Annotated in this window: 13 protein-coding genes; 6 read left to right on the forward strand and 7 right to left on the reverse strand. The window is 73.7% G+C overall.

Translation table 11 applies throughout. The features are described from left to right. Positions 1–136: 136 nt before the first annotated feature. From G5C62_RS21770 to G5C62_RS21785, 4 genes are all read right to left on the reverse strand, one after another. The gene (locus tag G5C62_RS21770; RefSeq protein ID WP_164702651.1) at positions 137–1,099 is read right to left on the reverse strand and encodes a nitronate monooxygenase family protein; all 963 of its coding nucleotides are present in this window, start codon (positions 1,097–1,099) and stop codon (positions 137–139) included. A gap of 41 nt (positions 1,100–1,140) precedes the next feature. Further along, positions 1,141–1,641, reverse strand: coding sequence for an FBP domain-containing protein (locus G5C62_RS21775; RefSeq protein ID WP_036335847.1), 501 nt, complete (start codon positions 1,639–1,641; stop codon positions 1,141–1,143). A 126-nt stretch (positions 1,642–1,767) separates the two neighbouring features. Next, on the reverse strand, positions 1,768–2,010 hold the full coding sequence (locus G5C62_RS21780; RefSeq protein WP_036335846.1) for a hypothetical protein: 243 nt from the start codon (positions 2,008–2,010) through the stop codon (positions 1,768–1,770). 130 nt (positions 2,011–2,140) lie between these two features. Further along, a complete protein-coding gene (locus G5C62_RS21785) occupies positions 2,141–2,377 on the reverse strand; it encodes a hypothetical protein (protein ID WP_164702652.1) in 237 nt (78 codons plus the stop codon). An 81-nt stretch (positions 2,378–2,458) separates the two neighbouring features. On the opposite strand from G5C62_RS21785, the gene G5C62_RS21790 reads away from it, so the two are divergent. Together G5C62_RS21790 and G5C62_RS21795 are read left to right on the forward strand one after the other, a co-directional pair. Then, positions 2,459–2,788, forward strand: coding sequence for a helix-turn-helix transcriptional regulator (locus G5C62_RS21790; protein ID WP_036335844.1), 330 nt, complete (start codon positions 2,459–2,461; stop codon positions 2,786–2,788). Beyond that, entirely contained in the window at positions 2,785–3,288 is a 504-nt protein-coding gene (locus G5C62_RS21795; protein ID WP_036335843.1) for an SRPBCC family protein, read from the forward strand. The genes G5C62_RS21790 and G5C62_RS21795 overlap by 4 nt, the downstream gene beginning before the upstream one ends. 58 nt (positions 3,289–3,346) lie before the next feature. Here G5C62_RS21795 and G5C62_RS21800 read toward each other — a convergent pair whose 3' ends face one another. Further along, a complete protein-coding gene (locus tag G5C62_RS21800; protein ID WP_164702653.1) occupies positions 3,347–4,519 on the reverse strand; it encodes an NADH:flavin oxidoreductase/NADH oxidase in 1,173 nt (390 codons plus the stop codon). A 192-nt stretch (positions 4,520–4,711) separates the two neighbouring features. On the opposite strand from G5C62_RS21800, the gene G5C62_RS21805 reads away from it, so the two are divergent. The 3 genes from G5C62_RS21805 (at position 4,712) to G5C62_RS21815 (ending at position 8,771) form a co-directional block, all read left to right on the forward strand. Beyond that, entirely contained in the window at positions 4,712–6,526 is a 1,815-nt protein-coding gene (locus G5C62_RS21805) for a phosphoenolpyruvate carboxykinase (GTP) (RefSeq protein WP_164702654.1), read from the forward strand. A 240-nt stretch (positions 6,527–6,766) separates the two neighbouring features. Beyond that, the gene (locus G5C62_RS21810; RefSeq protein WP_241176057.1) at positions 6,767–8,014 is read left to right on the forward strand and encodes an MFS transporter; all 1,248 of its coding nucleotides are present in this window, start codon (positions 6,767–6,769) and stop codon (positions 8,012–8,014) included. 49 nt (positions 8,015–8,063) lie between these two features. Next, positions 8,064–8,771 carry an acVLRF1 family peptidyl-tRNA hydrolase gene (locus G5C62_RS21815; RefSeq protein WP_164702655.1) on the forward strand — a complete coding sequence of 236 codons (708 nt, stop codon included), beginning with the start codon at positions 8,064–8,066 and terminating at the stop codon, positions 8,769–8,771. A gap of 26 nt (positions 8,772–8,797) precedes the next feature. Here G5C62_RS21815 and G5C62_RS21820 read toward each other — a convergent pair whose 3' ends face one another. Next, positions 8,798–10,627, reverse strand: a complete 1,830-nt coding sequence (locus G5C62_RS21820) for an NAD(P)/FAD-dependent oxidoreductase (RefSeq protein WP_164702656.1) — start codon at positions 10,625–10,627, stop codon at positions 8,798–8,800. Between the two features lie 281 nt (positions 10,628–10,908). Here G5C62_RS21820 and G5C62_RS21825 point away from each other — a divergent pair, with 281 nt between their 5' ends. Continuing rightward, entirely contained in the window at positions 10,909–11,592 is a 684-nt protein-coding gene (locus G5C62_RS21825; protein ID WP_164702657.1) for an alpha/beta hydrolase, read from the forward strand. 17 nt (positions 11,593–11,609) lie between these two features. On the opposite strand, the gene G5C62_RS21830 is transcribed toward G5C62_RS21825, so the two are convergent. Further along, the coding region (locus G5C62_RS21830) for a YsnF/AvaK domain-containing protein (protein WP_206330778.1) at positions 11,610–12,261 on the reverse strand (652 nt) is incomplete at its 5' end.

The raw sequence follows: 12,261 nt of genomic DNA on the forward strand, positions 1-12,261 counted from the left end.
GCAGGCCAGCATGATCCGCCGCTACATCGCCTGGCGGAACCGGCACGTCACCGATCCCAAGCTCCGCAAAGTCGTCCGCCGAGCCGAGACCATCAAGAGGGCGAAGGTTGCCTGACCCGGCACTAGGTCGCGTCGCTCAGCCGAGCAGGCGAGGGGCGCGCTCCAGCGCCTTGCGGGCACCGGTCGCCAGTCGGTGGACGACGTCGATCGCCGACTCCTCGGTGGTCACCAGCCCGACCGACTCCCCGGCGTAGACCGGGGCGTGGTCCAGGTCGCCCTCGTCCCGGGCCCGCCGGACCAGGTCGGCCGCCGCGGTGTCGCCACGCAGTTCTGCCTCCCGGCCGTGCCAGAGCTGGGTGAACTCGTTGGCCAGTGCCCGCCCGCTCCAGCGCGCCGGCCAGGGCAGACCCTGGGCGATGTCGAAGGCGCTCGTCAGCACGGTGGCGTCGCCCCCGGCGGCCCGGACGCGCGCCCGGGCGGCCGGGGTGTTGGCCGCCTCCGTGCAGGACAGGAACGGGGTGCCGATCCAGGCCCCGGCCGCACCGGCGACGAGGACGGCGGCCAGACCGGCGCCGGTCGCCACCCCGCCCGCGGCGAGCACCGGCCGGTCGGTCGCGGCCAGCACCTCCTGCAGCAGCGGCAGGGTGGCCCGCTGCCCCGTGTGCCCGCCGGCCTCGGTGCCCTGCGCCACGATCACGTCGGCCCCGGCCTCCAGGGCGCGGTCCAGGTCGGCGAGTGAGTTCACCGCGGTGGCCACCGCGATCCCGGCGTCGTGCAGCGGCCCGACGAAGGGCGCCGGGTCGCCGAAGGAGACCGAGACCAGTGCCGGCTCGGTGGCGATCGCCGCGGCCAGCAGCTCCGGGCGTCGCTCCAGGGCCCAGGCCATCAGGCCGACGCCGAAGGAAACGTCGGCCTCCGTGGGCAGTCGGGCCTGCTCGGCCAGCCACTCCACCGGGGTGTCGGACCCGACGCCGATCATGCCCAGCCCGCCGCCGAGGGACACGGCGCGGGCCAGCTCACCGCCGGCCACCCCGGCCATCGGGGCACCGAAGACCGGCACGTCGAGGTCGAACCAGCGGGTCAGCGGGGTCTTGATCACCGGCCCATCGTCGTCCCTCGGCTCGGGGAGTGCAGCGGCGGTCAGCGGCGGGTGACGTCGGCGGTGAAGGCCTGCAGCCGCTTGTGCAGCCCCACGACCTGCTCCTCGACCGCGAGGGCCTGCAGCTCCTCGTCCAGGTGCAGCGCCGACGGCGGGACGGCGGTCACCCGGCTCGCACAGTCCAGGTCGGCGCAGATGTAGGTGCCCACGGTGTTGCCGTTGCGCCCGGCCGCGCCGACCCGCCGGGCGGTGAACAGCGAGACGTCGGCGGCCGACTGCACCGAGTGGCACAGCAGGCACATCGCCGAGCGGCGGCTGGACATCTTCGTGTCCGCGGCGCGCAGGGCGATGCCGATCGGGTCGCCGTCCCGTTCGTGCACCAGGTAGCCGCGCAGCTCGGCCTTCGCGTCCCGCCAGCCGAGGACGTCCAGCGACGCCCAGTCCAGCTCGGCGAGGTCGCGGGGTGGCGTGAGGGCGGCGGCCTCGCTCCGGGAGCAGTTGACCATCGAGCGGCGGATGGCCGCCTCGGTCAGGGCGTGCACGGGAGACCTCCAGGGGCGTCGGGACGGGACGGCCGCAGAGGTTACGTACCGCGCCCGTCCCGTCGCACCCGGATTTCCCGGCTCCCGCCACCACCGAGATGGCCATCTCGGTGGTGGCGGGGTGTGTCAGGTGGTGGCTGGGCCGCCGTGCTCGGTGCCGGCCAGCTTGCGGAGCAGTTCGTGGGCGCGCTCGGCGCGCTGCGAGTCCTGCTCCATCACCTCGCGGAAGAACGAGGCGACGTCGTCCAGGTCGGCGTTCTCGGCATCCCGGACGTACTGGCCGTAGTCGTGCCCGGCCTTCAAGGAGTGGTACTGGACGGAGATCAGGTCGAACGTGACGTCGGCGAAGCCGGTCTCACCGGTGGCCATGGGTCCTCCTCAGGAGTGCGCATGGGGCCGTTGCTGGGCCTCAGGATCTGACGTCGTCGCGCTACCCCGCCCACGGGCGGGTGACACACCGGTCGGACCGTTCCGTCTCAGGTCTGGTCGTTGGTCGGCCTCAGGTCTGGTCGTTGGTCGGCGCCTCGCCCACCGCGCCGGCGAAACTGCCGGTGACGTCACCGCCGCCGGCCTCGTCGGCCTCGGTGCGTGACGAGGCGAGCTCGTCCTCGCCGCTCGAGACCTGGTCGTCCTCGGTGGAGGCGAGGTCCTCGCCCTCGCCGAGGGCACCGGGGTCGGCCTGCAGCGTGCGCGGGTCGTTCAGGGGGTCGGGGACGTCGGGATCGGTGACGGTCATGGCCCGACCGTGCCCCGGTCGCGTGCCGTCCGAACGTGCGTAACTGGACAGTTAAGTAAGCCTCCTGTTACACATCTGCCCGTGGAGGCACTCGCGGCCCTGGCCGATCCGACCCGGCGGCAGATCGTCGCCCTGCTGGCCGCCGGTGAGCAGGGCGCAGGTGAGCTGGCCGGGCAGTTCCCGGTCAGCCGCCCGGCGATCAGCCGGCACCTGCGGGTTCTCCGCGAGGCCGGGCTGGTGCAGGTCCGGGCCGAGGGGCAGCGCCGGGTGTACGCGCTGGACCCGCGGCCGCTGTCGGAGCTCGACGCCTGGCTGGCCCCCTACCGGCGGCTGTGGGCGCAGCGGCTGGACGCGCTGGACACCGAGATCGCCCGCGGACGGCGGGCCCGAACGCAGGAGGACGGTCGATGACGACACCGGACGAGCGGCTGGGGCAGGTCACCGAACTGCCGGAGGGGGTGCGGCTGCAGTTCCGCCGCAGCTGGCCGGACCCGATCGACGACGTCTGGGCGGCGCTCACCGAGCCCGACCGGATGGTCCGCTGGATCGGCACGTACGAGGGCGAGCGCCGGGTCGGCGGCTCGGGCACCTTCACCATGACGCACGAGGAGGCGCCGGTCGGTGAGCCGATGCGGATCGTGGAGTGCGAGGCGCCGCGTCGGCTGGTGGTCGACTGGGAGACCGAGGAGGGGTGGCGGGTCGAACTGGACCTGACCGCCCAGGACGGCGAGACGGTGCTGCTCTTCACCCAGCTCTTCGCCCCGGGCACCGAGATCACCGACTACGTGCTGGGCTGGCACTGGTACCTGGACAAGTTCGACGCCGAGGTGGGCGACCGCCCGGCGCCCGGGGACTGGGACGGCTTCCTCGCCGCCACCGGGCCCGCCTACGGGCGTTCCTCCCAGACCTGAGCCGGTCGGCCGACCGTGGAGCCGGGTCGCGCCGCGGCTCCACGGTCGGGCGGGTGGCTCAGGCCTGGGCGGCCCGGGCGGGCTCGACCCGGACCGGGTCTGGGCCGGTCCACGGGCCCAGTCGGCCCAGCAGCCGGTCGCGGGAGGCCAGCCGTGGGCCGGCCTGCACCGGGTAGGCGTCATAGGAGCTGGTCAGCGCCCGGGCGGCGTGCAGGGCGAAGTTCGCGTCGTCCTGCGCCTCCCGGGCGACGGCGACCAGGTCGGCCTGGCCGGTGGCCACGACGGCGTCGGCCTGCTGCGGGTCGACGACCAGGCCCACGGCCATGGTCGGAATGCCGACCTGTTCCTTGATCGCGGCGGCGAAGGGCACCTGGTAGCCGTAGCCGATCGGGTGCTCCCAGCCGGTGCCGATGCCCCCGCCGGAGACGTCGATCGCATCGACCCCGAGGGCCTTGAGCTCCCGGCAGAAGGCGATCGTGTCGGCCAGCGTCGTCCCCTCGCGGGTCGCGTCGACGGCGGAGACCCGGACCATCAGCGGCAGGTCGGCCGGCCAGACGGCGCGCACGGCCTCGACCACCTCGAGCGGGAACCGCATCCGGTTCTCCAGCGACCCGCCGTAGGCGTCGGTGCGGGTGTTGGTCAGCGGGGAGAGGAACTCGTTGAGCAGGTAGCCGTGCGCGGTGTGCACCTCGGCGACCTGGAACCCGGCGGTCAGCGCCCGGCGGGCGGCGGCGAGGAACGCGTCGCGCACACCGGGCAGCTCCTCGAGCTGGAGCGCACGGGGGGCCGGCCAGCCCTCGCCCATCGGGACGCCGCTCGGGGAGACCGGCGTCCACGGGACGTCGCCGGGGCGGGCGTTCTCCGCGGTCACCGGGCCGTCGCCGTCCCACGGGCGCAGGGTGCTGCCCTTGCCGCCGGCGTGCGCCAACTGGATGGCCGCGACGCTGCCGTGCTCGCGCAGGAAGGCGGCCACCCGGGCGAGGCCGGGCACCTGCTCGTCGTTCCACAGGCCGACGTCCCCGGGGCTGATCCGGCCGTCGGCCGTCACCCCGGTCGCCTCCACCATCACCAGGCCGAAGCCGCCGAGGGCGAATCGGCCCAGGTGCACCAGGTGGTAGTCGCCGACCACCCCGTCGGAGACGCAGTACTGGCACATCGGCGCCACCGCGAGGCGGTTGGGGAGGGTGACCCCGCGCAGGGTCAGGGGCTGCAGGAGCTGAGGTGTGCTCACGACCGCCGTCAACCGCGCGGAGACCGGGAGGCATTCCGCAGGGAGGTACGTCACACTCTCGGTAGACGTTCTAGACGTACGCCTTTCGAGCGGTAGCCTGGCCCGATCCCCCCGGCCCCAGCGTCGCGGTCGGGGGGTCGACACAGCGCCGGTGCGACACCCACGCCGGCGGCACCCGAAGGAGGAGACGCCGTGACTTCCGTGGCCACCCCAGGTCTCGAGAACGCCCCCACCACACACGCCCGACTCCTCGCCTGGGTGCAGGAGATGGCCGAGCTGGCCCAGCCCGACCAGGTGGTGTGGGTCGACGGCTCCGACGAGGAGTGGGAGCGGCTCACGACCCGGCTCGTGGACGCCGGCACCTTCACCCGGCTGGCGAAGAAGCCCAACTCCTTCCACTGCGCCTCCGACCCCAGTGACGTCGCCCGGGTCGAGGACCGCACCTTCATCTGCTCGGTCGACGAGGCCGACGCCGGTCCGACCAACAACTGGATGGACCCGGCCGAGATGAAGGCCGTCATGACCGAGCTGTACCGGGGGTGCATGCGCGGCCGGACGATGTACGTCATCCCGTTCTGCATGGGCCCGGTCGAGGCCGAGAACCCCATGTTCGGCGTCGAGCTCACCGACTCCGAGTACGTCGTGGTCTCGATGCGGGTCATGGCCCGGATCGGCAGCCGGGTGCTCGAGGCGATGGCGGAGGACCGGCCGTTCGTGCCGGCGATGCACTCCCTCGGCGCCCCGCTGGAGACCGGGCAGGCCGACGTCCCGTGGCCGTGCAGCGACACCAAGTACATCGTGCACTTCCCCGAGGAGCGGGCCATCTGGTCCTACGGCTCCGGCTACGGCGGCAACGCCCTGCTGGGCAAGAAGTGCTACTCGCTGCGCATCGCCTCGGTCATGGCCCGGGACGAGGGCTGGCTCGCCGAGCACATGCTGATCCTCAAGCTCACCAGCCCGCAGCAGAAGACCTACTACGTCGCCGCCGCCTTCCCCTCGGCCTGCGGCAAGACGAACCTGGCGATGCTCGAGCCGACCATCCCGGGCTGGAAGGTCGAGACCCTCGGCGACGACATCGCCTGGATGCGCTTCGGCGAGGACGGTCGGCTCTACGCCCTCAACCCCGAGTACGGCCTCTTCGGCGTCGCCCCGGGCACCGGCTGGGACACCAACCCCAACGCGATGCGCACGATCGACCAGGGCAACTCGGTGTTCACCAACGTCGCGCTGACCGACGACGGCGACATCTGGTGGGAGGGGATGACCGACGACGCCCCCGCCCACCTGACCGACTGGAAGGGCCGGGACTGGACGCCGGACTCCGACGAGCCCTCCAGCCACCCGAACAGCCGCTTCTGCACCCCGATCACCCAGTGCCCGATCCTGGCCCCGGAGTACGAGGACCCGAAGGGCGTGCCGATCTCGGCGATCCTCTTCGGGGGACGCCGCAAGACCACCATCCCCCTGGTCAGCGAGGCGCGGGACTGGAACCACGGCGTGTTCATGGGCGCCACGCTCTCCTCGGAGACGACGGCCGCGGCCACCGGCGCCGTCGGCGTCGTCCGCCGCGACCCCTTCGCCATGCTGCCGTTCATCGGCTACAACGCCGGTGACTACGTCCAGCACTGGGTCGACACCGGCAAGCAGCACGACGCCAACAAGCTGCCGCGGATCTTCTACGTGAACTGGTTCCGCCGGGACGACGAGGGCGGCTTCCTGTGGCCGGGCTTCGGGGAGAACAGCCGCGTGCTCAAGTGGGTCGTCGAGCGCCTCGAGGGCACCGCAGCCGCCGAGGAGACCCCGGTCGGGCACGTGCCGACGCCGGACTCCCTCGACGTCTCGGGGCTGGGCATGACCCGCGAGCAGGTCGAGCAGGCGCTGCGCGTGGACAAGCAGGAGTGGCAGGCCGAGGTCCCGCAGATCACCGAGTGGTTCGAGAAGTTCGGCGAGAAGCTGCCCAGCACCATGTGGGACGAGCTGGAGATCCTCAAGAGCCGCCTGGCCTGACGAAGCGCCCCGTCCTCCCCACCCCTCGCACGCTCGGGGGGTGTCCTGGACGGGGCCGATGGTCGCTCCGCGACCACTGAGACCGGGTCGGCCGTCGCGGTGGCCGACCCCCGGGACGAGGTCCCGCTCACCGACAGCGTCGTCGGGGGGCGGGACCTCGTCGCGTCCGGGGATCTCGTCCGGCGACGCTCCGTGCCCGTGCCGCGGGGGGCAACGCCGTCGGGTTAGCGTGGCTGCGGCGTGCCCATCCCCGTGACGGAGGCCAGTCCGCTCGTGCCCAACCCCTACCTGCACGTGCTGCGGACCCCGCACGCCCTGCCGATGGTGCTGGCCGCGTTCATCGGCCGGCTGCCGCTGTCGATGATCGGCCTGGGCAGCGTGCTGCTCGTCCAGTCCGAGACGGGCTCCTACGGCCTGGGCGGTGCGGTGGCCGCCGTCGGCGCGATCGCCACCGCGATCGCCGGGCCGGTGATCGGCCGGCTGGCCGACACCCACGCCCAGCGGCGGGTGCTGTTGGGCGTGCTGGCGATCTTCATCGTCTCGGGGGTGGCCTTCCTCTGGTCCGTGCGCGGCGGCTGGCCGCTGTGGACGGTCTTCCTCTCCGCCGCCGCCGCCGGGGCGAGCATCCCGCCGGTCTCCTCGATGATCCGGGTGCGCTGGACCCACCTGCTCCGCGGCACCCCTCGGCTGCCGACCGCCCTGGCGATGGAGTCGGTGGTCGACGAGTTCGTGTTCATCATCGGGCCGGTGCTGGTCACCTTCCTGTCCACCACCGGGCACACCACCTCCGGCGTCGTCACCGCGTTCACGCTGGCCGCCGTCGGCAGCCTGCTGTTCGCCGCGCAGGGGCACACCGAGCCGCCCCCGGCCGCGCACGGGCACCGGCGCGGGGCGTCGGCGATCCGGGTGCGGGGGCTGCGGGTGCTGTTCGTGGTGGGGGCCGCGGTCGGCGCCATCCTCGGTGCCCTGGAGATCGGCCTGGTCGCCTTCGCCGACGAGGCCGGTCAACGCTCGCTGTCCGGCCTCCTCATCGCCGGCCTGGCCGCCGGCTCGATGTTCGCCGGCATCGGCTGGGGCGTCGTGCACTGGAGGGTGCGGCTGCGGCACCGGCTGGTCGCCGCCCTCGTGGTCCTCACCGTGCTGACCGTGCCGCTGGTGCTGGTCACCAGCTACTGGCTGATGCTGCCGCTCGTGGTGGTCGCCGGCATCGCCGTCTCGCCGTCGTTGATCAGCGCCTTCACCCTGGCCGAGGTGCTGGTGCCCCGCTCCGCGGTCACCGAGGCCTTCACCTGGATCGGCACCGCCCTCGCCCTCGGGGTGGCGATCGGGGCGTCGGCCGCGGGGAAGATCGTGGACACGGTCGGTGCCAACGCCAGCTTCCTGGTCGCCACGGTGGCGGCGGGGCTGGCGGCGATGGTGGTCGGCCTGTGGCAGCGGACCCTGCACGTACCGGCCGAGCACGCCGCCTCCCCGGCGTTGGCCCACTGACGCCGGCACACCCGGCCGGGGCGGGGCGGCGGGCTGGGATGCTCCGCGGATGACCTCCCCCCGCCCCGCCGCCGGTGGTGGACGACTGCTCGGGGTCGCCCCGGAGCGGCTGGACCGCTGGCTGGACGGCGTCGCCCAGCGGCACGGCGCGTTCACCGGCGTCCAGGTCGACGAGGCAGGCGTGCTCACGGTGACCTGCCAGGACACCACCACGGTGCGGCTGACCGCCCCCTACGGCTGGACGCCGGGCCCCGCGCCGCTGACCGCCCCCTACGGCTGGACGCCGGGCCCCGCGCCGCTGACCGCCTTCAGCGCCGCGGCCAAGGTGCCGCGGCGCACCGCCGTCCTGCTGGTCCGGCGCGGCCGCTGGGCGGTCGGGGTGTTCGACGGCGCGGAACTCGTCGTCTCCAAGGTCGACGCCCGCCAGGTGCAGGGCCGCACCGCCGCCGGCGGGTGGTCGCAGCAGCGGTTCGCCCGGCGGCGCGGGCACCAGACCGACGCGGTCGTCAGCCATGCCGCGGACACCGCCGCCCGGGTGCTGCTGCCGCACGTCGGCACGCTCGCCGGCCTGGCCCCGGGCGGGGACAAGGGCCTGGCCGCGGAGGTGCTCACCGACCCGCGGCTCCGGCCCCTCGCCGACCTCCCGCGCCTGCCCGCCCTGGAGGTCGGCGAGCCGACCAAGGCCGTGCTGCTGGAGACCCCGGCCCAGTTCCGGGCCGTCCGGGTGCACATCGTGGAGCCCACCGACCGCACCTGAGGGGCCGAAGTCGCGATTTCGGTCCCTCAGCTGGTGTGGTGGGTCTCCTGCAGGCGGTAGACCGGGGTCGGGATGCCCACCTGCCGGGCCTTGAGCTGCAGCGCCAGGTAGAGCGAGTAGTGCCGGGACTGGTGCAGGTTGCCGCCGTGGAACCACAGCGCCTCCTGCTGGGTGGGCTTCCACATGTTGCGCTGCTCGCCCTCCCACGGCCCGGGGTCCTTGGCGGTGTCCGAGCCCAGTCCCCACACCTTGCCCACCCGGTCGGCGACCTCCTGGCTGATCAGGTCGGCGGCCCAGCCGTTCATCGACCCGTACCCGGTGGCGTAGACGACCAGGTCGGCCGGGAGCTCGGTGCCGTCGGCCAGCACGACCGAGTCCTCGGTCAGGTGGTCGACCTGCCCGTTGACCAGCCGGACGTCGCCGTTCGCCACCAGGTCGGCCGCGCCCACGTCGATGTAGTAGCCCGAGCCGCGGCGCAGGTACTTCATGAACAGGCCCGAGCCGTCCTCGCCCCAGTCGTGGTCGAACCCGGCGGCCTCGAGCCGCTGGTAGAAGTCGGCGTCCCGCTCCCGCATCTGGTCGTACAGCGGGATCTGGAACTCGTGCATGATCCGGTAGGGCAGCGAGGCGAACGTCAGGTCCGCCTTCTCCGTCGTCATGCCACCGGCCACGGCCTCCTCGGAGTACAGCGCGCCCAGCCCGATCTCCATCAGCGAGTCCGACCGGACGATGTGGGTCGAGGAGCGCTGGACCATCGTGACGTCGGCGCCGTTCTCCCAGAGCGCCCCGCAGATGTCGAACGCCGAGTTGTTCGAGCCGATGACGACGCAGCGCTTGCCCCGGTAGGCGTCCGGCCCGGGGTGGGCCGAGGAGTGGTGCTGGTCGCCGCGGAAGACGTCCTGTCCGGGCAGCACCGGGACGTTGGGCTTCCCCGACATCCCGGTGGCCAGCACCAGCTGCTCCGGGCGCAGCACCACCGGCACGCCGTCCCGCTCGACGGTGACCGTCCACTCGGCGGTCTTGTCGTCGTAGGCGGCGCTGATCGCCCGGGTGTTCGCCCAGTAGTCCAGCTCCATCACCCGGGTGTAGGACTCCAGCCAGTCGGCGATCTTGTCCTTGGGGGCGAAGACCGGCCAGTTGTCCGGGAACGGGATGTAGGGCAGGTGCTCGTACCAGACCGGGTCGTGCAGGCACAGCGACTTGTAGCGGCTGCGCCACTGGTCACCCGGGCGCGGGTGCTTGTCGATCACGATCGTCGGGACGTCGAGCTGGCGGAGCCGGGCCCCGAGGGCGATGCCGCCCTGCCCGCCGCCCACGACCAGCACGACGGGCTGGGTCTCGTACCCGAGCTCACGGGCCTCCCGCTCGCGGCGGTCCCGCCAGGTCTCCCGGTCCCGGTGCACGCCGTGCTCGGCGCCCATCGGCCGCCGGTCCCGGACCGGCTCCTCGTGCCCGGTCAGCTCGTACAGCGTGGTGAGCAGGGTCCAGGCCCTGCCGTCCTGCAGCCGCAGGTGCCCGCGGCCGCGGCCGACCGCCGTCTCGAAGGCGATCCACGCCTCGTCGACGCCGTCGGCGCCGGTGGCCGGTTCGGTGGCCCGGAAGTCCTGCGGGTCGGTGTGGTCGAGCGTCGCCTGGAGCAGGTCCCGGACGCCGTCGCGCCCCTCGACCGTGGTGATGTTCCAGCTGAAGGCGACCAGGTCGCGCCAGAAGCAGGTGGGGGCGAACAGCTCGGCCACCCGGTCGACGTCCCGGGCGGTCAGGGCCGACTGGAACTCCTCCAGCCAGGCCCCGACTCGGCTGCCCGGGTCGTCGGCGTCGGGGGTCGTGGTGTCGGTCGGGTCCAGGGTCTGGGTCACCGCGCGGCTCCTGCGTCGTCGGAGGAGTGGCCGCCGCGACCGGCGTCCGGGTGCAGCTGACCACCCCCGCGACGCCCGACGAGAGAGCGGCGCCGGACTCGGCCCGGCAGCCGTCGAGCGCCGCCACCCGGCGTATGACTCACATCACAACCAGTGATCACAGAGGGGCCGACATCGCGATTTCGGCCCCTGGGGCGGTGTAGGGCTGCAGGACCCGTCGGATCGGGTCGCCCTCTTGCCCGCGGCCGTGCAGGTGCGCCGTCCGGGGGTAGGGGAGCGCGGTGTCCCCTTCCTCACGCGCGGCGGACGGCCGCCTCGACAGCCGCCCCGACCAGCCGACCGGCGCCTCCCCCGGTCCGGGGGTCACCCGGCTCGACCTCGGGCCCGGTGCCGAGGCGCTGCTCGCCGTCCCGCCCGGCGACCTGCGACCGCGCCCCCTGCTGGTCTTCTTCCACGGTGCCGGCGGGACGGCGGAGCAGTCGCTGGCCGCCGTCGCCGAACTGGTCACCGCCCGGGACGTGCTGGTGCTCGCCCCGACCTCGACCGGCACCACGTGGGACCTGATCGACGGCGGCCTGGGCCGGGACGTCGCCGTCCTGGACGCGGCGCTCGCACAGGTCTTCGCCGGCTGCCCGGTCAGCCAGGTGGCGATGTCGGGCTTCTCCGACGGTGGTTCGTACGCGCTGTCGCTGGGCGTGGCCAACGGCGACCTGGCCGCCGCCGTGCTGGCGTTCTCCCCGGGCTTCGTCTCCTCGCCCGGCCGGTACGGCCGGGCCAGGTTCTGGCTGAGCCACGGCACCGACGACCCGGTGCTGCCGGTGGACCGGTGCGGACGGCGGGTGTCGGCGGAGCTGCTCGCCGACGGCTACGACGTGACCTACGAGGAGTTCGCCGGTGGCCACGTGCTCACCCCGGAGCTGGTGACCGCCGGGCTGGAGTGGTGGCTCGGCGCCCCGGCCGGCTGACCGGCCGGGGCGGCGGCTCAGGCGCGCGGCGTGTCGGCGGTGGTCAGATCGACCTCTTCGTGCCGCAGCTGCTCGGTGACCGACGACTGCTCGGTCTCCCACGTCGTGGTCAGCCGTACCCGCTCGGCCGCCACCCGCTCCAGGGAGACCCGCGGCTCCTCGGCGTACAGGGTGACCCAGCCGGTGCTCCGGGAGGGCTGCCGCTCGCCCGTCGCCGCCTGGCCCGGCTCGCGGTCGCCGTGCGCCAGCGGCAGGTGCTCGATCCGGGCGCGCTGCCGGGTGATCGTCACCGGCACGAGCACCTCCTCGCTGACCTCCTCGATGCGCAGCACGGCCCGGGTCCAGGGCTCGACCACGGTCGTGACGTCCAGCTGCTCCTCGGCGAGGGTCATCGTGCCGTCGCCGGTCGTCGTGCCGTCGCCACCCCGGCCGGGGGTGGCCATCGGCCGGCGGTAGTGCTCGAGCAGCGCCGCCTCCTCCTCCGGGCTCAGGTGGTCCGGCCGGGTCGCCCGGGGCGCGGAGTGGACGGCGGCGGAGTCGACCGCCAGCTGCATCCGGTCCTCGGCGAGCTCGGACCCGGTGACCGGGGCGATGAGCGGGACCTCGTCGTCGTCCGGGGCGGCGTGCGTCCCTGGGGTGAGGCCCACCCAGGTGGGCTGTTCGGTCACG

This window comes from Modestobacter sp. KNN46-3 (assembly GCF_011039295.1).